Below are 18299 nucleotides of genomic sequence, written 5' to 3' on the forward strand. Positions count from 1 at the left end.
AGGCGGCGCTCAGCGCCGAGGTGAAGCTCCAGGATGTCTGGCAGTTGCATGGTTGTCTCCCTGTTCAACCCGCCAAGCCTCGACACTTGTCCGGTGCAAGTCAAGCAAAGCCAAAGAAGCGATTGAAACAGTCTGCGACAAGGGCCGCGCCCTGCTCATCGTTCAGGTGCAGGTGATGGCCACCGGGCAGCGTCACCTGCTCAAAGGGTAGCTGCTCCAGCAACCCGGTGTGGCGCACCAGCATGCCATCGGCGGCCACCACCAGGCGCGCCGGGCAGCTTACCCGGCGCACATAGGCCATGGCCTGGGCCTCGCTCAGGCGCACTGGCGAAGGCAGGGTCAGGCGGCTGTCGCTGCGCCAACTGTAACCACCAGGCACCGGCATCAGGCCTCGCTGGGCCAGCAGCTCGGCTGCCTCGCGGCTGACCGCGACCATGCCTTTCATGCGTGCCTGCACGCCCTGCTCCAGGGTCGTGTACACCGACTTGCGCTTGCCATCCAGGCGCAACTGGGCCTGCAGGGCCATGCCCAGCCGCTCACCGGCGTCCTGCTCGGCGCCAGTCGGCGGGATGACGCCGTCGATCAGGGCCAGATGGCTGACCCGCTCCGGCAACGCACCAGCCAGTTGCACCGAAATGATTGCCCCCAGCGAATGGCCCAGCAGGGCGAAACGTTGCCAACCCAGCTGCTCGGCCACCCGCAGCACGTCATGGGCGTAGTCGGCCAGGGCATAGCCGGCGCCGAGCGGCCGGTGCTCCGAGTAACCATGCCCGGCCAGGTCCAGGGCGACGATGCGCAGGCCTTTGAGCTGCGGCGCCAGGCGGGCGAAGCTGTTGGCGTTGTCCAGCCAGCCATGCAGGGCGATCACCGGCAACCCGTCCTCAGGGCCGAACAGGTGCGCCGCCAGTTCGATATGCCCCAGGCTCAGGCGAATTTCCTCGACCTGCGCGCTCATGCCTGGCTCCAGCGGTCGAACAGGCCCTTGATCAGGCTGGCGGTGTCGGTTGGCCGCTCCAGCGGGAACATGTGTCCACCCGGCACGCTGTGGAATTCGCCCTTGGGCATGCCGCGTACGGCCAAGGTGTGGTGGTGGCGAATGACGTTGCTGCGCTCGCCGCGAACCATGGCCAGTGGCACCTGCAACTGCCGCGCAGGTGCAGGGCTGGTATGCGGGATGCTGCGGTAGATGCTGATTTCCGTGGCCGGGTCGAAGCGCAACTGCAGCCCCTGCTCCTTCGCCTGCAGGCCGTGCTCTATGTAGGCATCGAGGCAGTCGGGGTCGAAATGGCGGAACAGTGACTTGCCGGCAAAATAGTCCCGGGCGCTGTCGCGGTCATTGAAGGTTTCGCGGCGCCCCAGGGTGCGGCCAGCCGGGGTGATGCGGTCGATGAAGCCGAAGCGCTTGGCGGTGCGCAGCAGCCACTGGTCGGCGCGGGTGAGCACCGGCGAGTCGAGCATCACCACGCCACGGTAGTACTCGGGGCAGCGCAAGGCGGCGTGCAGGTGCAACACCCCGCCCAGCGAATGGCCGACACCCCATACCGGCTGGTCCTGCCGGGCCAGGTGGTGCAACAGTTCGTCGACCAGGCTCTGCCAGTTGTCGTCCACCGGAAAGCGCGGATCGTGCCCGTGCTGGGCCAGGTGCTGCACCTGATAGTCCGGTGCCAGGGCAGCGAACAGCTTGCCGTAGGTGGCCGAGGGGAAACCGTTGGCATGGGCGAAGAAGATCTGCTGCGACATGGCACCGGGTCCGGATCGGGGATGATGGCCCATTGTCGGTATCCCGGGGCGGTTCGGCAACGTCCGGAAAGGTCATCGGCGAGGGCTATCAGGTCAGGCTTGTGGGAGATCGCAGCCCTTTGGGCTGCGCTGTCGCGTAGATAACTGAGTTCGCAAGCAATCCGCGAACCCTGTGGGAGCGGCTTTAGCCGCGGCTAAAGCCGCTCCCACCGTTCAGGGCGTGGGCGGTACCTGTCCGCGCAGCGGCCCCGTGGGTTCACGCCGGCGAGTTGATCGCCCGAAGGGTCATCAGCCCAGCCAACGGCCAGTCCCCGTCCAGCTCCGCCAGGCTTGCCGTGCTCATGCCCGCCGGGTGTTGCTGGTGGCCATGCTCCAGCACCCCGACCAGGGTACCCACCAGCGGCTGATGGCTGACCAGCAGCACATGCTCCAGGCCCAGGCGCTCGATTTCGCCGATGACCTGCTGCACATCCGTGTCGGGCGTCAGCCAGGGCACGGTGCGCACCGGCTCGGCGAAGCCCAGGGTGTCATGCACCAGGGCGGCCGTTTGCTGGGCACGTACGTAAGGGCTGGCGATGATCGCCTGCAACGGTTGCCCCAGCAGGCGGGCGGCGCTGTGCAGCACCTGCTCGCGGCCGTGGGCGGTCAGCCGGCGCTCGGCATCGCTGTTGGCCCGCGGCTCCGCTTCGCCGTGGCGCAGCACCCATAGTTTCACAGCTTGGGCTCCTCATCACGCACCGGGTGCGGGGCCGGGGCCACGGCGTGCGGGGCCTCGCCTTCCGGGGCACGCGGTGCCGGCCAGTCGGCGAACGGCCACGGTTTCTGGTCGCTGTGGAAGCTGCCAAAGCGGCCGATCTGCGCCAGGTACTGGCTGAGGCTGTCGCCGAAGTTCATCAGGCTGGCGCTTGGGGCGCCGTACACCAGACGGTAGATCAGTTGTACCAGTACCAGGCCACCGAGCAGCAGCTCGGCCAACTGCCAGACCACCAGGAACACCAGCATCCACAGGACCCGCAGGATGATCGACTCGCGCTGGGCGCGCTCGGGCGTATCGTTCATGTGTTGCTCCTTGCTGTTGTCAGAGCCGCTCAAGGCTCAGTTGAAACCGCTGATGGAAATGAAATCGACATCGGTCTTCGGCTCGGCACGCATCAGGTGCTCGATCACCTGGTTCAGCGTGCGGCCTTCGAACAGGATGGCATGCAGGCCCGCCACCAGCGGCATGTACACCTGCACTTCCTGCGCCTTGGCCTTGAGCACCTTGAGGGTGTTGACGCCTTCGGCCACTTCGCCCAGGCGGTTGACCGCCTGCTCCAGGCTCAGGCCCTGGCCCAGCGCGTGGCCGACCTGGTAGTTGCGGCTCTTGGGCGAGGAGCAGGTGACGATCAGGTCACCGACACCGGCCAGGCCGAGGAAGGTCATGGGGTTGGCGCCCTGGCTTACGGCAAAGCGGGTCATCTCGGCCAGGGCGCGGGTAATCAGCATGCTCTTGGTGTTCTCGCCCATGCCCAGGGCCACTGCCATGCCGGCGATGATGGCATAGACGTTCTTCAGCGCCCCGCCCAGTTCGACGCCAAAGCGGTCGGCACTGGCGTAGACGCGGAAGGTACGCCCATGCAGCACGGCCTGCACCTGCTGGCAGAGTTTTTCGTCCTCGCTGGCGACCACCGTGGCGGTCAGCGCATGTTCGGCGATTTCACGGGCCAGGTTGGGGCCGGACAGCACGCCGATGCGCGCCTCGGGGGCGATTTCCTCGAGGATCTGGCTCATCAGCTTGAAGCTTTGCGCTTCGATGCCCTTGGTCAGGCTGACCAGGCCCTTGCCACGCAGCAGCTCGGCATGCGGGGCCAGCACGCTGCGCAAGGCGCTCGATGGCAGGGCGACGAAAACCAGGTCGCTGGCCTGCAGGGTGGCCAGCAGGTCGCTGACCGGCTCGACGCCGTCGTGCAGGCGGATGCCCTTGAGGTAGCGCGGATTCTCGCGATTGACGCGCATGGCCTCGGCCTGATCCGGGTCGCGCATCCATTGGCGCACCGGCACACCGTTTTCCGCCAGCAGGTTCGCCACGGCGGTGCCGAAGCTGCCGCCTCCCAGAACTGCAACAGGTTGCTGTTCAGTCATATCCAATCCGTTAAAGCCAAAAGTTAAGTGGCGACCCAGCCATTATACGGCTCGCCTGCTACAGAACCAGTGTCAGTACTGGCCTCTTCGCGGGTAAACCCGCTCCCACAGGTACAACGAAGCCTTCAGTAGCGGTGCGGTCCTTGTGGGAGCGGGTTTACCCGCGAAAGGGCCATCACGGGTAATGCAGATCACTGGCAAATACGCCACGGTCAGTTACCATGCCTGTTTCAATCCTGATACAAGGCCGCTTTGTGTTCCCTGGCACGCCCCCGTACCCGCGCCTGCTCATACTGACCGCCCTGCTCGGTGGCCCGGCCATGGCCGATGATCTGTTCATCGACAACACGGACCTGCCGCAGGTTCTGACCGCCACGCGCCTGAAACAGTCCCCGGCCGCAGTGCCAGGCAGCATGACCGTGCTCGACAGCGAGCTGATCCGCGCCAGCGGCGCCCGTGACATCCCCGAGCTGCTGCGCCTGGTGCCGGGCATGATGGTGGGTTACAACGCCGGCAACCAACCCACGGTCAACTACCATGGCAGCAACGTCAACGACGCCCGGCGCATGCAGGTGCTGATCGATGGCCGCTCGGTATACCGCGCCGGCCTGGCCACGGTGGACTGGAGCGACATCCCCCTGGCCATGGAGGACATCGAGCGCATCGAGGTGTTCCGCGGCCCCAACACTGTCAGCTACGGCGCCAACGCGCTGATGGCGGTGGTCAACATCCTTACCCGCAACCCCGCCGACAGCCATGGCACGCGGCTGAAGATGACCCGCGGCCAGGATGGCATCAACGACTTCTACGCCAGCCACGGCTTCGGCTGGGAGGGCGGCGACATGCGCCTGTCGCTGTCCGGCCAGCAGGACGATGGCTTCGACGAAAACCAGTTCGGCCAGGACTACCGTGACAGCCGCCGGCTGACGCGCTTCACCCTCAATGCCAGCCACAACCTGACGCACGACCAGACACTGGAATGGCAACTGGCGGCGAAGGAAGGCAGCAACCAGCGGCCGTATACCTATCAGCCGGTGTTCGCCAGATACGAAGCCGGTAACAATGCTGACGTCAATGCCAAGGACTACGCCGGCTCGTTGCGCTGGACAAAGGACTTCAGTTCCGAGCACAGCCTCTATATCCAGGGCTCGGCCCAGCATTTCGACCGCCAGCAGGTGTGGCGTGCCTGTGACGCCTTGCAGTCGTTCAGCCCGGAATTGACCCAGCTCTGGCAAATGAACCCTGACTTCGCCGAAAAGGTGGCGCGCGGCATTGCTACCGGCGCCCCCCTTTCAACCAACGATCCCGTCATGAGCGGGCTTCTGGAGAAGGTCCAGCAGCAATGGGCAAACGGTGGCAAGCAGCAAGTTTGCGGCGACGTCGACCAGAGCACCCGCGAAACCCGCTACGACCTGGAAATCCAGGACACCCTGAGCCTGACCGACAGCCTGCGCCTGCTCAGCGGCATGAACTACCGCTATGATCGAGCCGACTCGCAGACCTACTTCAACGGCAGCATCGACGACCAGACCTGGCGCCTGTTCGGCCAGCTGGAGTGGCGCGCCGACGAGCACTGGATCCTGCAGGGCGGCGCCATGTTCGAGGACTCGCGCCTGTCCGGCAGCTCGCTGACCCCGCGGGTGGCGGTCAACTACCTGATCACCCCGCGCCATGGCCTGCGAGCGGTGTATTCCGAGGCGGTACGCTCGCCCGACATGTTCGAGAACAACATCAACTGGAGCTACACGGTCAAGAACCTGACCCCCAACGCATTCGGCCTGCAAAACGGCGAGTACTTCGTCAAGACCCGCGGCCCGGGCGACCTCGACCAGGAACGCATGCGCTCGCGCGAACTGGGCTACAACGGCTACTTCAGCGACATCGACCTGAACATGGATGTGAAGCTGTTCTACGACGAGATCACCGGAATGATCAGCGAGCCCCTGAAGAACAACCAGTACATCGCCAGCAACGCCAACAAGGCCCGCTTCAGCGGCAGCGAGGCGCAACTGGACTGGCGCCCGACCCTGCGCGACCGCCTGCGCCTGACCTACGCCTATGTCGATGCCTGGGCCAGCAACCCCGACGACCGCCGCCTCAGCGCCCGCAACAGCGGCTCGGCCGGGTGGATGCGCGAATGGAGCGACGGCTGGTCCAGCGCACTGTTCTATTACGGCGACGATGCGCTCAACCAGTACCGCTACGAGCGACTGGACCTGCGCCTGGCCAAGCGTTTCCGGGTGCATGGCAGCAACCTGGAACTGGCGGCGCTGTGGCAACAGCGCCTGGACGATGAGCCGACCACGGCAATCCAGAACCGCTTCGACAGCCGCCACCGCCTGAGCGTCAGCGCGGAGCTGGAGTTCTGATGGCCCTGCTGCTGCGCCTGTTGCTGCTGTGCCTGTGGCCATTGGGGCCGCTGTCCGCCAGCGAAATCGTGTTGGTAGGCGCGGAAGACCAGCCCGGCATTCGCAGTTTCGTCGCTGCGCTGGAAAGCCGCCGGCCCCAGGATCATGTGCATTTCCAGACCACCGCCGACCTGCCACGCCCGGGCAAGCTCAGGACTGACCTGCGCCTGATCCTGCTGGACAACGCCGCACTGGAATGGCGCCTTGGGGAAACCGCCGGCCCGCCGGCCCTGGCCATGCGGGTCAGCCGGGTACAGGCTGAACAGCGCCTGGGAAAGTCGCGTCCCGCGTTCCTCACCCTGTTGTGGAGCGACCCACCACTGGGCCGGCAGCTGCGCCTGGCGCGCTACCTGCTGCCACAGGCCCAGCGCATTGGTGTGCTGTACGGTGAGCACAGCAGCTTTTTGCTTGAAGAGTTGCGCCATGCCGCCCACCAGCTGGGCCTGGAGATCATTGCCCAGGACTGGCCCGACCCGCGCGACAGCCGTCCTCTGCAACATTTGCTGGCCAACAGTGACGTGCTGCTGGGCCTGGACGACACCAACCTGTACAACTCCAAGACCGCAAAGAACGTGCTGTTGAGCAGCTATGGCCGACAGATGGCGCTGATCGGCCCGAACGCCGGGTTCGTCCGCGCCGGCGCCCTGGCCAGCACCTTCAGCGACCAGGACGACTGGCTGGCGGTGCTCGACCAGTTGCTCGACCAGCCACCGGCACGCTGGCCGCGCAACCTCTACCCGGCACGCTTCGGCGTCAGCGGCAACCAGCAGGTTGCGCGCGCCCTGGGCCTTGAACCGATCGATCCGAACGCCGCCGCCAAGGCCCTGGCCGAAGGAGAACCCACCCCATGAGCAAGCGCCTGAGCTGGGACATCCACACCCGCACCCAGATCATCAGCCTCGGCCCTGCCCTGCTGCTGACCCTGCTGCTTATCAGCTTCTTCACCTTCGTACGCATCCAGGACCTGCGCCAGGAACTGAACCACACCGGGCAACTGATCGCCAACCAGCTGGCGCCAGCTTCGGAGTATGGGGTGATCTCGGGCAACAACGAAGTGCTCGAGGGCCTGATGCGCGCCACGCTCAGCATCCCCCACGTGCGCTTCCTCGAGGTGCAGGACAGCCGCAACCACATCCTGGTCTACGTCGAGCAGTCCGACGAAAGCGCCAACCGCGCGCAGCGCGTCGAAGTGTTCCAGGCGCCCATCCGCCTGCAGCAAATCCGCCTGGACAGCGACTTCCTGCAACAGGGCAAGGCCACCACCCCGGCCATCGGCGACGACTATCTGGGCCGGGTAATCGTCGGCATGTCCGATGACGCCTTCAGCCAGCGCCAGCAGGAAATCGTGATCAAGGCCGGCATCCTCGCGCTGTTCGCCCTGCTGTTCACCTTCCTGCTGGCGCGGCGCCTGGCCCTGAGCCTGGCCAAGCCGATCAGCGACATGGGCCATGCGGTCAAGGCCATCCAGCAGGGCGAGTACAACACCCTGTTGCCGGTGGTCGACGACAGCGAGCTGGGCCACCTGGCGCGCCACATCAACAACCTGGCCCACGCCCTGGAGCAGGCCAGCGATGAACAGAAGCAGGCCATTGCCGAGCTGATCCAGGCCCGCGAAGAGGCCGAACAGGCCAACCGCGCCAAATCGGACTTCCTGGCGATGATGAGCCACGAGCTGCGCACGCCGATGAATGGCGTGCTGGGCATGCTGCAGTTGCTGGAAACCACGCCGCTGAGCAATGAACAGGCCGAGTACACCGCAGTGGCCAGCGAGTCCACCGGGCACCTGCTCAAGGTCATCAACGACATCCTCGACTTCTCGCGCATCGAGCGCGCCGCACTGCAACTGGAACACATCGACTTCAACCTGGGTGAGCTGATCACCAGCAGCGTCCAGTCGTTCCAGCACAGCGCCCAGCAGCGCGGCCTTGCCCTGCACCTGCAACTGCCGGCCGGTATCGAGCAGTTGCAGGTAAACGGCGACCCCACACGCATCCGCCAGATCCTGCTGAACCTGGTCGGCAACGCGCTGAAGTTCACCGAACGCGGCCAGGTACAGGTCGAGGCACGCTGGCAGGTGCTCGATCGGCAACTGATCTGGCTGACCTGCAGCGTGCGCGACACCGGCATCGGCATCGACAGCGACCGCCTGGAAATGATGTTCGTCGCCTTCCAGCAGGCCGACAGCTCGATTTCCCGCCGCTATGGCGGCACCGGGCTGGGGCTGTCGATCGCCCGCACCCTGGCCGAACGCATGGGCGGCAAGCTGCGTGGCGAAAGCCGTGAGGGGCTTGGTTCCACGTTTACCCTGGAGATGCCTTTGGCCCTGGCCAGCCCAGCCCCGGTCTCGCTGACGCTGCCAAGCGCTGCGCCACCGGCGATGACCGACAACGATCAGGTGCTGCTGGTAGAAGACAATCCGGTCAACCAAAGTGTCATCGGGGCCATGCTGCGCAGCCTGGGACTGGCGGTAAGCACCGCCGAGGACGGCCTGGAGGCGGTCGACCGGGTCAGCCGGCAGCGTTTTGCCGCCGTGCTGATGGACTGCCGCCTGCCGCACCTGGACGGCTATGAAGCCACCCGGCGTATCCGCCAACTGCCCAACGGTGCCGGACTACCGATCATCGCCCTGACTGCCAATGCCTTGCAGGGCGACCGTGAGCGTTGCATGGCAGCCGGCATGGACGATTACCTGAGCAAACCCTTGCGCCGCACCGAACTGCAGCGGGTACTGCAGCGCTGGCTTCCCGGTCAGACAACCGCGACTGGCGATAAATGCTAAAGTGCGGCAGTCTTAAACACTGGACAGGACCTTCATCGGACCTGAAAATAGACGTTTCAGTGCACACCTGTACTTCTTTCACCAGGTGCACTGTGACTTTCACCACAACGCAATAGTCTACCTGTAGGCTGCCGCCCCGGACGCGATGCGTTTCGGGCCGGCCGGGAAGATTCATCCCCTGCCGCAGGGGGTTATTGAGGAGCTCGCATGACCAAACAACACGCCTTTACTCGGGAAGACCTGCTGCGCTGCAGTCGCGGTGAGCTGTTCGGCCCAGGTAATGCGCAACTGCCCGCGCCGAACATGCTGATGGTCGATCGCATCACCCATATCAGTGAAGAAGGCGGTAAGTACGGCAAAGGTGAATTGGTCGCCGAGCTGGATATCAATCCGGACCTGTGGTTCTTCGCCTGTCACTTCGAAGGCGACCCGGTAATGCCGGGCTGCCTGGGCCTCGACGCCATGTGGCAGCTGGTAGGCTTCTTCCTCGGCTGGCAGGGCCTGCCAGGCCGCGGTCGCGCCCTGGGGTCGGGCGAGGTGAAGTTCTTCGGCCAGGTACTGCCCGAAGCCAAGAAAGTCACTTACAACATTCACATCAAGCGCGTCCTGAAGGGCAAGCTGAACATGGCCATCGCCGATGGCTCGGTCAGCGTCGACGGCCGCGAGATCTACACTGCCGAAGGCCTGCGGGTCGGCGTGTTCACCTCCACTGACAATTTCTAAGGGTTATTCGCATGCGCCGCGTCGTTATCACTGGTCTGGGCATCGTATCGTGCCTGGGCAATGACAAAGCTACCGTCACCGAAAACCTGCGCAACAGCCGTCCGGGTATCCGTTACAACCCGGAATACAAGGAAATGGGGCTGCGTAGCCAGGTTTCCGGGTCCATCGACCTCAACCTCGAAGAACTGATCGACCGCAAGGTCTACCGCTTCGTCGGCCACGCTGCCGCCTACGCCTACCTGGCGATGCAGGACGCGATCAAGGACGCCGGCCTGACCGAAGAGCAGGTTTCCAACCCGCGTACCGGCCTGGTGGCTGGCTCCGGCGGCGCTTCGACCCTGAACCAGATGGAAGCGCTGGATACCCTGCGCGAGAAAGGTGTCAAGCGCGTCGGCCCGTACCGCGTTACCCGCACCATGGGCAGCACCGTTTCGGCGTGCCTGGCCACCCCGTTCAAGATCAAGGGCATCAACTACTCGATCTCGTCGGCCTGCGCCACTTCGGCACACTGCATCGGCACCGCCCTGGAGCAGATCCAGTGGGGCAAGCAGGACATCGTCTTCGCCGGTGGCGGTGAAGAAGAGCACTGGAGCCAGTCGTTCCTGTTCGATGCCATGGGCGCCCTGTCGACCAAGCGCAACGAAACCCCGGAACAGGCCTCGCGCGCCTACGACGCCGACCGTGATGGCTTCGTCATCGCTGGTGGCGGCGGCATGGTGGTGGTCGAGGAGCTGGAGCACGCCCTGGCCCGTGGCGCCAAGATCTACGCGGAAATCGTCGGTTACGGCGCCACTTCCGACGGCTACGACATGGTTGCCCCGAGCGGCGAAGGTGCCATCCGCTGCATGCAGCAGGCGCTGTCGACCGTCGACACCCCGATCGACTACCTGAACACCCACGGCACCTCGACCCCGGTCGGTGACGTTGCCGAGATCAAGGGCGTTCGCGCCGTGTTCGGCGACAAGGCACCGAAGATCAGCTCGACCAAGAGCCTGTCGGGCCACTCGCTGGGCGCTGCTGGCGTACACGAGGCGATCTACTGCCTGCTGATGATGGAAAACAACTTCATCGCCGGCTCCGCCAACATCGACGAGCTGGACCCGGAGGTCGCCGACCTGCCGATCCTGCGCAAGACCGAAGAAAACGCCAAGATCGACACGGTCATGAGCAACAGCTTCGGCTTCGGCGGCACCAACGCCACCCTGGTGCTCAAGCGCTGGGAAGGCAAGTAAGACGCTGCTGCAGTAAGCGAAAACGCCCCGACTGGTTCGGGGCGTTTTCATTTGTATCGCCTGTGCCGGCCCTTTCGCGGGTAAACCCGCTCCCACAGGGACCGCGCTGCTCTTGAAACTGGCGCTGTACCTGTGGGAGCGGGTTTACCCGCGAAAGGGCCGGCACAGGCGAAATACTATTGCTTAGGCAACACAGCCAGAAAATTCTCCCTGGCCACTTTGTTGGCAACTTGTTCCGGCAATGCATCCAGAAACGGCCTGAACCCGTGCATCTGCTCCCCAAGGCTGTCAAACCGCCCCACCACATCCGAACCCAGCATGAAACGCTCCGGATACTTCTCGACCAGTGCCAGCCACTCCTTGCGCGGCTCCCCCTGGTCATCCAGCAGATAAGGCTCCAGCACACTCCACGACAAATCGACATACAGGTTCGGGTAGTCCTCCAGCAACCGCGTCAGCACCGGCAGCAGAAAATCCATCTGCGTCTGGTGCCGGTGTATCTCCATGCTGCTGCCGGCATGCGCCCAGATGAACCGCGTGTGCGGGTGATTGCGCAGCGGCTCTTCGATCTCCGCCAGGTACAGCGGGTTGCGCTCACGCTTGGAGGTGATGTTGGAATGCAGCAGCACCGGCAGGTCGCGCTCGGCCGCCAGGTGGTAGATACGTGTCATCGCTTCGTTGTTGGCGCGCGGCGTGTCACCGCTGGTCAGTGCCGTCAGGTCATCGTGGCGGGTGAACACCTCGCCAATGCCCTGCCAGAGCCCCGGGTACAGTTCGAGCATGCGCTCGATATGGCTGGCAGCGTTCTTGTCCACCGGGTTGAAGCCGGCCAGGAACGGATGAAAGCGCCGGCGCTGCTCGTCGGGCAATTTCTGCAGCGCCGCGGCCACGTAGGTGTCGGTGGCGCTGTACCAGTAGGCTTCGGCGTCATCCCCGGCGTAATAGCGCGGGCGCTTGGGCTCATCCTCGTGCCATTTCTTGGCCACCGGGATGCCGGAGATCATCGACTGCTCGATGCCCGCAGCATCCATGGCCTTGATCAACGCCGGCATGCCCTCGCTTTCCTGGAAAAAGTCGACATAGTGCAGGTGGGCATCACTGTAGCGGTAGTCGCGTGCCTGGGCCTGGCACATACAACCGGACAACAGCAGGCAGGCCAGCGCTCTGGCAAACATCGGCAGCTTCCTTCTTCGAGTACGAAAAGAGTAGACCGGCAGGCCAACGAGACGGTTCAGCCACAACAGGCAAACCGTTATGCTTGAAGCACTTCCACCTCGTCTGGAGCCGCACCCATGAGCAGCCCCCTGGTCATCCGCCCACGCGCCGAATCGGTCGAGGGCCAGCCGATCCTGCGCCCGCTGCCATCGGCCCAGTGCCGCAGCGTCGGCCCGTTCGTGTTTTTCGACCATATGCTCGAAACCGACTATGCCCCGGGGCATGGCATGGACATCCGCCAGCATCCGCATATCGGCCTGTCGACCCTGACCTACCTGTTCGAAGGGGCAATCCTGCACAAGGACAGCCTTGGCTCGGACCAGCGGGTGCTACCTGGTGATGTCAGCTGGATGACGGCTGGCAGCGGCGTGGCCCACGTTGAGCGCACGCCTGAAGATGCCCTGGCCCATGGTTCACGCCTGCACGGGTTGCAGGTATGGCTGGCCTCGCCGCGCGAACATGAGCAAGGCGCGCCCAGCTACAGCCATCACCCGGCGGCGAGCCTGCCGGTCAGTGACAGCCTCGGGGTGCGCATCTGCATGATTGCCGGTAGCGGGTTCTGCCTGGAATCGCCGGTGCCAGTACTCTCCCCTACCCTTTACGCGCATGTGCGGATGCAGCCGGCAACCACCTTGCTGGTGCCGAATGAGCATGCGCAGCGGGCGCTGTACCTGCTCGATGGTGAGCTGATGATGAACGATGAGGACGTGGAGCCGTGCAGCCTGGTGGTGCTACCGGAGGGCGAAGAGGTGACGCTGTACGCGGAAAGTGAGTGCCAGTTGGTGCTGATTGGTGGCGCGCCACTGGATGGGCCGCGGCGGATGAACTGGAATTTTGTCGCCAGTGATGTGGAACTGATCGAACAGGCCCGAGCCAGGTGGGCTGCGGGGGATTGGCCGGTGGTGCCGGGGGAAACTTCGAGGATCGAGCTGCCGCGCTGATTTGGGGGCCGCTCTGCGGCCCCCTGCAATGTCAGCGCTGGAACACTTCGGTCAGCAGGTTGTGCATTGAGCGGAACGCCCGCTCCGAGGTACGCCGGTCATACTGCATCTTGCCCGGCACGTTGGCGCTCGGGTCGGTAAACGAGTGCACCGCGCCGCCATAGCTCAGCAATTGCCAGTCAACCTTGGCCGCATTCATCTCCGCCTCGAACGCCGGCAACTGCTCCTTCGGCACCAGCGGATCGGAAGCGCCATGCAGCACCAGCACCGAGCCCTTGATGCGCTTGGCATCTTCAGGGTTCGGCGTGTCCAGCGTGCCATGGAACGACACCGCCGCACGCAGATCGGCACCGGTACGGGCCAACTCCAGGGCGCAGCAGCCACCAAAGCAGAAGCCAAACGTGCCCACCTTGCCCGGCTCCAGCAGCGCCTTCGACTGCCCCAACAGTTGCGCCAGGGCTTCCTGCATGCGCTTGCGCAATTCGCCCCGGTCGTTCTTCAACGGCATCATCGCCGCGCCAGCTTCGTCGGCATTGGACGGGCGCACCGATTGCCCATACAGGTCGGCAATCAGCACCACATAACCCTTCTCGGCCACTTCCTTGGCAATGCGCTCTGCCCCTTCGCCAATACCCATCCAGTTCGGTGCCATCACCAGGCCTGGGCGGCCCAGCGCCCCTGGCTCATGGACCAGACGGCTTTCGTAGGTCTTGCCGGACAGGTGATAAACCAGCGATTCGACGATTACTTTGCTCATCAAGCACTCCTTTGGCACTCGTCATGAAAAAGGCAGTCATGAAAAAGCCCGCCGAAGCGGGCTTTCCTATGCATCAACTCAAGCAGACAGCTCGACCAGCAGCTTGTTCAGGCGACGAACGTAAGCCGCCGGGTCCTTCAGGCTGTCACCGGCCGCCAGGGCCGCCTGATCGAACAGGATGTGCGACAGTTCGGCGAAGCGGTCTTCGCTCTGCTCGTTGTCCAGCTTCTCGATCAGCGGGTGGGTCGGGTTGAACTCGAAGATCGGCTTGGACTCCGGTACCTTCTGCCCGCTGGCTTCGAGGATCTGGCGCATCTGCAGGCCGAGGTCCTGCTCACCGATGGCCAGGATCGCCGGCGAGTCGGTCAGGCGGTGCGACACGCGCACTTCGGCCACGCTGTCACCCAGCGCGCCTTTCAGGCGCTCGACCAGGCCTTCCTTGTCTTTGGCGACTTCTTCCTGGGCCTTCTTGTCTTCTTCCGAATCCAGCTTGCCCAGGTCCAGGTCGCCACGGGCGACGTCGACGAAGGCCTTGCCGTCAAACTCGTTGAGGTAGCTCATCAGCCACTCGTCGATACGGTCGGTCAGCAGCAGCACTTCGATGCCTTTCTTGCGGAAGACTTCCAGGTGCGGGCTGTTCTTGACCTGCGCGTACGACTCGCCGGTGAGGTAGTAGATCTTGTCCTGACCTTCCTTGGCGCGGGCCAGGTAGTCGGCCAGCGCGACGCTCTGCTCGCCGCTGTCGTCCTGGGTGGAGGCGAAGCGCAGCAGGCCGGCGATCTTTTCCTTGTTGGCGAAGTCTTCGGCCGGGCCTTCCTTCAGCACCTGGCCGAAGTTCTTCCAGAAGCCCTTGTACTGCTCGGGCTCGTTCTTCGCCAGTTTCTCCAGCATGTCCAGCACGCGCTTGGTCAGCGCGGTCTTCATCGAATCGATGATCGGGTCTTTCTGCAGGATTTCACGCGACACGTTCAGCGACAGGTCGTTGGAATCGACCACACCCTTGATGAAGCGCAGGTACAGCGGCAGGAACGACTCGGCCTGGTCCATGATGAACACGCGCTGCACGTACAGCTTCAGGCCGCGTGGCGCTTCGCGCTGGTACAGGTCGAACGGCGCGCGGGCCGGCACGTACAGCAGCGAGTTGTATTCGAGCTTGCCTTCGACCTTGTTGTGGCTCCAGGTCAGCGGGTTTTCGAAATCATGGCCGATGTGCTTGTAGAACTCCTGGTACTCCTCGTCCTTGATCTCGGTACGCGGACGGGTCCACAGGGCGCTGGCGCGGTTGACGGTTTCCCACTCTTCGGCCGGCTGTTCTTCGCCTTCGGCGGCTGCTTGCTCCTTTGGCAGCTGGATCGGCATGGCGATGTGGTCGGAATACTTCTTGACCACGTTGCGCAGGCGCCAGCCATCGGCAAACTCCTGTTCGTCCTTCTTCAGGTGCAGAACGATGCGGGTACCGCGCTGTGGCTTGTCGATGGTGGCGACTTCGAACTCGCCTTCGCCTTTCGACGACCAGTGCACGCCTTCAGCGGCCGGCTGGCCAGCGCGGCGGCTGTACACATCAACCTTGTCGGCCACGATGAACGCGGAGTAGAAGCCCACACCGAACTGACCGATCAGGTGCGAGTCCTTCTTCTGGTCGCCGGTGAGGTTCTTCATGAAGTCGGCAGTGCCGGACTTGGCGATGGTGCCCAGGTGGGCGATGACGTCTTCGCGGCTCATGCCGATGCCGTTGTCCTCGAGGGTCACGGTACCGGCGTCCTTGTCGAAGCTCAGGCGAATCTTCAGGTCGGCGTCGCCTTCGAACAGCTCTGGCTTGGCCAGGGCCTCGAAACGCAGCTTGTCGGCGGCGTCGGAGGCGTTGGAGATCAATTCACGCAGGAAGATCTCCTTGTTCGAATACAGGGAATGGATCATGAGGTGCAGCAGCTGCTTTACCTCGGTCTGGAAGCCCAGCGTTTCTTTTTGAGTCTCCACACTCATGGTCTTCAAAACTCCGATCTGATGGCAGTTGACGCCTGGCGGCCGGTTCGGCCTGCGTTAGCGGCGGATGTCATGCAGATGGGGGCTGCCCGGATGATTTCAAGGGCTTTTCCGGTTCGATCTTGAAATGTGCGCGAGCCGTGGCAATCGGCGACTGCCTGTCACCCTGCCAGGCGGTGATGGCCACATTGGTCACCCGCCGCCCCTGGCGCCATAGCTGGCACTGGGCGTAGGTATCGCGAAAGTGCCCGGCACGCAGGTAATCGATGGAGAAGTCGATGATCTTCGGAATGCTCGCGCTCTCGCTGAAGATCAGCAGGTACAGCGCTGCCGACAGCTCCATGAAGCCCGCGATCACCCCACCGTGGATGGCCGGCAGCAGCGGGTTGCCGATGTTGTCCTGGCTGGCTGGCAGACGGAACAGCAGGTCATCGCCTTCGCGCTCGCATTCGATGCCGATCAGGCCGGCATAGGGGATCAGCGCCAGCAAAGGCCGATAGTCGCCCACCGCGTGGGCGGCGTTGAGCTGTTGGCGAACCTCGCGTGGAATCATGCCCCGCCCTCCTTCAGGCTGTTGCCGAAGCGGATGCCACCCTTGATCTCCTGGCCCAGGCGCATGAACGTGCCCACCACCTGGCAGATCGGCTGGGCGGGGTCGTCCTGGTAGGCCGTGCCACGGGTGAAGATGACATCGCGGGTGACCCGGTAGCACTGGGCGTGGCCGTAGATGTCCTTGCCGGGCTCGGCCGGGTGCATGTAGTCGATGCGCAGGTCCAGTGTCGGGCATACCTCGAAGCGCGGCAGCACGCACAGCGTGGCCATGCCGCAGGTGGTGTCCATCAGCGTGGTCAGCGCGCCGCCATGCACGGCGCCGGTCTGCGGGTTGCCGACGATGGCCAGCGACCAGGGCAGGACCAGGGTCATGCCATCGGCATTGGTTTGCGCCACGCGCATTTGCAACAACTGACAATGTTTCAGGGCCGAGAGAAAACGCTCGGCCATGGCCATCAAGGTCGATTCGCTCATAGGCTGTTTCCACGCGCACTGCCGCAGCGCATAAAATCGTTAAAAAGTCCATATAGAACGGGGCGTTATATATGTGTAATCTTCGCGGAACTTATTCCGCGTAGTTGCACTCGAAGGAACAAGTCACTTATTCCACCAAGGAGAAACACCCCCATGCGTAAACCTTTTGCTTTTGCTCTGATGCTGGCCGCAGCCATGGGCCTGGCCGCTTGCGATAAAGCGAGCGAAGACAAAGCCCAGGACGCACAGCAACACGCCGAACAAGCCCAGGAAAAAGCGGGCGAAGCTCAGGATAAGATGAACGAGGCTGCCAAGGAAAACGCCGAAGCCGCCAAAGATCAGGCCGAAGCCGAGCAGAAGGCCGCCGAAGAAGCCGCTCCGGCTACTCCGGCTCCAGAAGCCGCGCCAGCCGCCCCGGCAACAGAAGCTGCCCCAGCTGCACCGGCCGAACCTGCCAAGCAGTAATCGGCTAAAACAAGAAAACCCGACAATTGTCGGGTTTTTTTGTGCCTGAAACTTATGGATTAAACGTTTCAGGTGCCCGCTGCGGTGGTTTCCTTGGCAGGTTCGATCGAGATACTTTCAGTCGGTGTGAACACCATCACATCCAGCACATCCGAATGGAACTCGCGGCGATACAGAATCAGCACTACCCCGACACTCATGACCATGAACAACCAAGGGCTGATGAACCAGCTCAACATGGCCATGCCGAAGTAATAGGAACGCAGGCCCAAGTTGAACTGGTTGGCGGCAAGTGACAGCACCCGAGCCGCCCGCGAGGCGAATGCCTTGCGCTCCAGTTCATTGACCAGCCGTTCGCCGATCATCGGCGCCGAGCCCACCAGTACTGCGGCGAAGTTGTATTGGCGCATGCACCAGCTGAAGGTGAAAAAGGCGTAGACGAACACCATGGCCAGGCACAGCAGCTTGATCTCCGACATGCCCTGGGAGGTCTGCTGCACCAGCGGCAGGTCGGCCAGCAGCGACAGCGCCCGGTCGGAGGCCCCGAGCACGGTGAGGATGCCTGCGAGGATGATCAGGGTGCTGGAGGCGAAGAACGAGGCGTTGCGCTCGAGGTTGCCGATCACGCTGGCATCGGCGATGCGGTTGTCGCGCAGCAGCATGCGGCGCATCCAGTCTTCGCGGTACAGGTGCAGCACGCTGGCCAGGCACGCGGTGTCGCGGCCCTTCCAGATGGCATAGCGGGTGTACCCGCCCCAGCACAGGGCGAACCAGGCGATGGCCAACAGGTTGTTGAAGTTGCTTTGGATGAAGTTCATGCAGGATTCCCGAGAGGGCCAGATACCTGAAGGATAGGGACCGGATTTCGACGCTGGCAAGCGGCAAAAGGCACACATCCATCCTGATATT

Annotated in this window: 18 protein-coding genes; 7 read left to right on the top strand and 11 right to left on the bottom strand. The window is 63.7% G+C overall.

All coding sequences use genetic code 11. The annotated features are described in order from the left end of the window. Positions 1 to 100 precede the first annotated feature (100 nt). The 5 genes from M2S36_RS02940 to M2S36_RS02960 all read right to left on the bottom strand — a co-directional run bounded on the left by M2S36_RS02940 (position 101) and on the right by M2S36_RS02960 (position 3861). Positions 101 to 955 (bottom strand): alpha/beta hydrolase, encoded by an 855-nt coding sequence (locus M2S36_RS02940; protein ID WP_207830122.1) that lies wholly within the window; start codon positions 953 to 955, stop codon positions 101 to 103. Then, the gene (locus tag M2S36_RS02945) at positions 952 to 1740 is read right to left on the bottom strand and encodes an alpha/beta fold hydrolase (RefSeq protein ID WP_207830120.1); all 789 of its coding nucleotides are present in this window, start codon (positions 1738 to 1740) and stop codon (positions 952 to 954) included. Before M2S36_RS02945 ends, M2S36_RS02940 begins: the two co-directional genes overlap by 4 nt. Before the next feature lie 256 nt (positions 1741 to 1996). Further along, the gene (gene sixA / locus M2S36_RS02950; protein ID WP_063912704.1) at positions 1997 to 2455 is read right to left on the bottom strand and encodes a phosphohistidine phosphatase SixA; all 459 of its coding nucleotides are present in this window, start codon (positions 2453 to 2455) and stop codon (positions 1997 to 1999) included. Then, entirely contained in the window at positions 2452 to 2799 is a 348-nt protein-coding gene (locus tag M2S36_RS02955) for a DUF4389 domain-containing protein (protein WP_027592856.1), read from the bottom strand. Before M2S36_RS02955 ends, sixA begins: the two co-directional genes overlap by 4 nt. Before the next feature lie 36 nt (positions 2800 to 2835). After that, a complete protein-coding gene (locus M2S36_RS02960) occupies positions 2836 to 3861 on the bottom strand; it encodes an NAD(P)H-dependent glycerol-3-phosphate dehydrogenase (protein WP_063912705.1) in 1026 nt (341 codons plus the stop codon). 221 nt (positions 3862 to 4082) lie between these two features. Here M2S36_RS02960 and M2S36_RS02965 point away from each other — a divergent pair, with 221 nt between their 5' ends. The 5 genes from M2S36_RS02965 (at position 4083) to fabB (ending at position 11003) form a co-directional block, all read left to right on the top strand. Then, a complete protein-coding gene (locus tag M2S36_RS02965; RefSeq protein ID WP_333956675.1) occupies positions 4083 to 6230 on the top strand; it encodes a TonB-dependent receptor plug domain-containing protein in 2148 nt (715 codons plus the stop codon). Further along, positions 6230 to 7120 carry an ABC transporter substrate-binding protein gene (locus M2S36_RS02970; RefSeq protein ID WP_207830116.1) on the top strand — a complete coding sequence of 297 codons (891 nt, stop codon included), beginning with the start codon at positions 6230 to 6232 and terminating at the stop codon, positions 7118 to 7120. Before M2S36_RS02965 ends, M2S36_RS02970 begins: the two co-directional genes overlap by 1 nt. After that, a complete protein-coding gene (locus tag M2S36_RS02975) occupies positions 7117 to 9048 on the top strand; it encodes an ATP-binding protein (protein ID WP_207830115.1) in 1932 nt (643 codons plus the stop codon). The genes M2S36_RS02970 and M2S36_RS02975 overlap by 4 nt, the downstream gene beginning before the upstream one ends. A 207-nt stretch (positions 9049 to 9255) precedes the next feature. Continuing rightward, the gene (fabA, locus tag M2S36_RS02980) at positions 9256 to 9771 is read left to right on the top strand and encodes a 3-hydroxyacyl-[acyl-carrier-protein] dehydratase FabA (RefSeq protein WP_003251509.1); all 516 of its coding nucleotides are present in this window, start codon (positions 9256 to 9258) and stop codon (positions 9769 to 9771) included. 11 nt (positions 9772 to 9782) lie between these two features. Beyond that, the gene (fabB, locus tag M2S36_RS02985; RefSeq protein ID WP_013973429.1) at positions 9783 to 11003 is read left to right on the top strand and encodes a beta-ketoacyl-ACP synthase I; all 1221 of its coding nucleotides are present in this window, start codon (positions 9783 to 9785) and stop codon (positions 11001 to 11003) included. A 176-nt stretch (positions 11004 to 11179) separates the two neighbouring features. On the opposite strand, the gene M2S36_RS02990 is transcribed toward fabB, so the two are convergent. Next, positions 11180 to 12178 carry an amidohydrolase family protein gene (locus M2S36_RS02990; RefSeq protein WP_207830113.1) on the bottom strand — a complete coding sequence of 333 codons (999 nt, stop codon included), beginning with the start codon at positions 12176 to 12178 and terminating at the stop codon, positions 11180 to 11182. Positions 12179 to 12295: 117 nt separating this feature from the next. Between M2S36_RS02990 and M2S36_RS02995 the strand changes: the two genes are divergently transcribed. Further along, positions 12296 to 13159, top strand: coding sequence for a pirin family protein (locus M2S36_RS02995; RefSeq protein WP_207830111.1), 864 nt, complete (start codon positions 12296 to 12298; stop codon positions 13157 to 13159). Between the two features lie 31 nt (positions 13160 to 13190). Here M2S36_RS02995 and M2S36_RS03000 read toward each other — a convergent pair whose 3' ends face one another. The 4 genes from M2S36_RS03000 to M2S36_RS03015 all read right to left on the bottom strand — a co-directional run bounded on the left by M2S36_RS03000 (position 13191) and on the right by M2S36_RS03015 (position 16925). Then, positions 13191 to 13916 carry a dienelactone hydrolase family protein gene (locus tag M2S36_RS03000; protein ID WP_207830109.1) on the bottom strand — a complete coding sequence of 242 codons (726 nt, stop codon included), beginning with the start codon at positions 13914 to 13916 and terminating at the stop codon, positions 13191 to 13193. Between the two features lie 78 nt (positions 13917 to 13994). Further along, a complete protein-coding gene (gene htpG / locus M2S36_RS03005; RefSeq protein ID WP_207830106.1) occupies positions 13995 to 15899 on the bottom strand; it encodes a molecular chaperone HtpG in 1905 nt (634 codons plus the stop codon). 70 nt (positions 15900 to 15969) lie between these two features. After that, positions 15970 to 16452, bottom strand: coding sequence for a PaaI family thioesterase (locus tag M2S36_RS03010; RefSeq protein ID WP_207830103.1), 483 nt, complete (start codon positions 16450 to 16452; stop codon positions 15970 to 15972). Next, positions 16449 to 16925 (bottom strand): PaaI family thioesterase, encoded by a 477-nt coding sequence (locus tag M2S36_RS03015; RefSeq protein WP_333956677.1) that lies wholly within the window; start codon positions 16923 to 16925, stop codon positions 16449 to 16451. Before M2S36_RS03015 ends, M2S36_RS03010 begins: the two co-directional genes overlap by 4 nt. A gap of 153 nt (positions 16926 to 17078) precedes the next feature. Between M2S36_RS03015 and M2S36_RS03020 the strand changes: the two genes are divergently transcribed. Continuing rightward, positions 17079 to 17390 carry a hypothetical protein gene (locus M2S36_RS03020; RefSeq protein WP_063912714.1) on the top strand — a complete coding sequence of 104 codons (312 nt, stop codon included), beginning with the start codon at positions 17079 to 17081 and terminating at the stop codon, positions 17388 to 17390. Between the two features lie 68 nt (positions 17391 to 17458). Here the strand turns inward: M2S36_RS03020 and M2S36_RS03025 are convergent, their stop codons facing one another. After that, positions 17459 to 18208, bottom strand: a complete 750-nt coding sequence (locus tag M2S36_RS03025) for a DUF599 domain-containing protein (RefSeq protein ID WP_207830100.1) — start codon at positions 18206 to 18208, stop codon at positions 17459 to 17461. Positions 18209 to 18299 lie beyond the last annotated feature (91 nt).

It is taken from the genome of Pseudomonas sp. SF2 (genome assembly GCF_036858055.1).
Taxonomy (GTDB): Bacteria; Pseudomonadota; Gammaproteobacteria; order Pseudomonadales; family Pseudomonadaceae; genus Aquipseudomonas.

What these genes read in the sequence shown, in the direction of transcription:
- fabA (WP_003251509.1), top strand. Translation starts at nt 9,256, where the DNA reads ATGACCAAACAACACGCCTTTACTCGGGAAGACCTGCTGCGCTGCAGT.
- M2S36_RS02970 (WP_207830116.1), top strand. Translation starts at nt 6,230, where the DNA reads ATGGCCCTGCTGCTGCGCCTGTTGCTGCTGTGCCTGTGGCCATTGGGG.
- M2S36_RS03015 (WP_333956677.1), bottom strand. Translation starts at nt 16,925, where the DNA reads ATGAGCGAATCGACCTTGATGGCCATGGCCGAGCGTTTTCTCTCGGCC.
- M2S36_RS02940 (WP_207830122.1), bottom strand. Translation starts at nt 955, where the DNA reads ATGAGCGCGCAGGTCGAGGAAATTCGCCTGAGCCTGGGGCATATCGAA.
- M2S36_RS03000 (WP_207830109.1), bottom strand. Translation starts at nt 13,916, where the DNA reads ATGAGCAAAGTAATCGTCGAATCGCTGGTTTATCACCTGTCCGGCAAG.
- M2S36_RS02990 (WP_207830113.1), bottom strand. Translation starts at nt 12,178, where the DNA reads ATGTTTGCCAGAGCGCTGGCCTGCCTGCTGTTGTCCGGTTGTATGTGC.
- M2S36_RS03025 (WP_207830100.1), bottom strand. Translation starts at nt 18,208, where the DNA reads ATGAACTTCATCCAAAGCAACTTCAACAACCTGTTGGCCATCGCCTGG.
- M2S36_RS02995 (WP_207830111.1), top strand. Translation starts at nt 12,296, where the DNA reads ATGAGCAGCCCCCTGGTCATCCGCCCACGCGCCGAATCGGTCGAGGGC.
- htpG (WP_207830106.1), bottom strand. Translation starts at nt 15,899, where the DNA reads ATGAGTGTGGAGACTCAAAAAGAAACGCTGGGCTTCCAGACCGAGGTA.
- M2S36_RS03010 (WP_207830103.1), bottom strand. Translation starts at nt 16,452, where the DNA reads ATGATTCCACGCGAGGTTCGCCAACAGCTCAACGCCGCCCACGCGGTG.
- M2S36_RS02955 (WP_027592856.1), bottom strand. Translation starts at nt 2,799, where the DNA reads ATGAACGATACGCCCGAGCGCGCCCAGCGCGAGTCGATCATCCTGCGG.
- M2S36_RS02960 (WP_063912705.1), bottom strand. Translation starts at nt 3,861, where the DNA reads ATGACTGAACAGCAACCTGTTGCAGTTCTGGGAGGCGGCAGCTTCGGC.
- M2S36_RS03020 (WP_063912714.1), top strand. Translation starts at nt 17,079, where the DNA reads ATGCGTAAACCTTTTGCTTTTGCTCTGATGCTGGCCGCAGCCATGGGC.
- fabB (WP_013973429.1), top strand. Translation starts at nt 9,783, where the DNA reads ATGCGCCGCGTCGTTATCACTGGTCTGGGCATCGTATCGTGCCTGGGC.
- M2S36_RS02975 (WP_207830115.1), top strand. Translation starts at nt 7,117, where the DNA reads ATGAGCAAGCGCCTGAGCTGGGACATCCACACCCGCACCCAGATCATC.
- M2S36_RS02965 (WP_333956675.1), top strand. Translation starts at nt 4,083, where the DNA reads ATGCCTGTTTCAATCCTGATACAAGGCCGCTTTGTGTTCCCTGGCACG.
- M2S36_RS02945 (WP_207830120.1), bottom strand. Translation starts at nt 1,740, where the DNA reads ATGTCGCAGCAGATCTTCTTCGCCCATGCCAACGGTTTCCCCTCGGCC.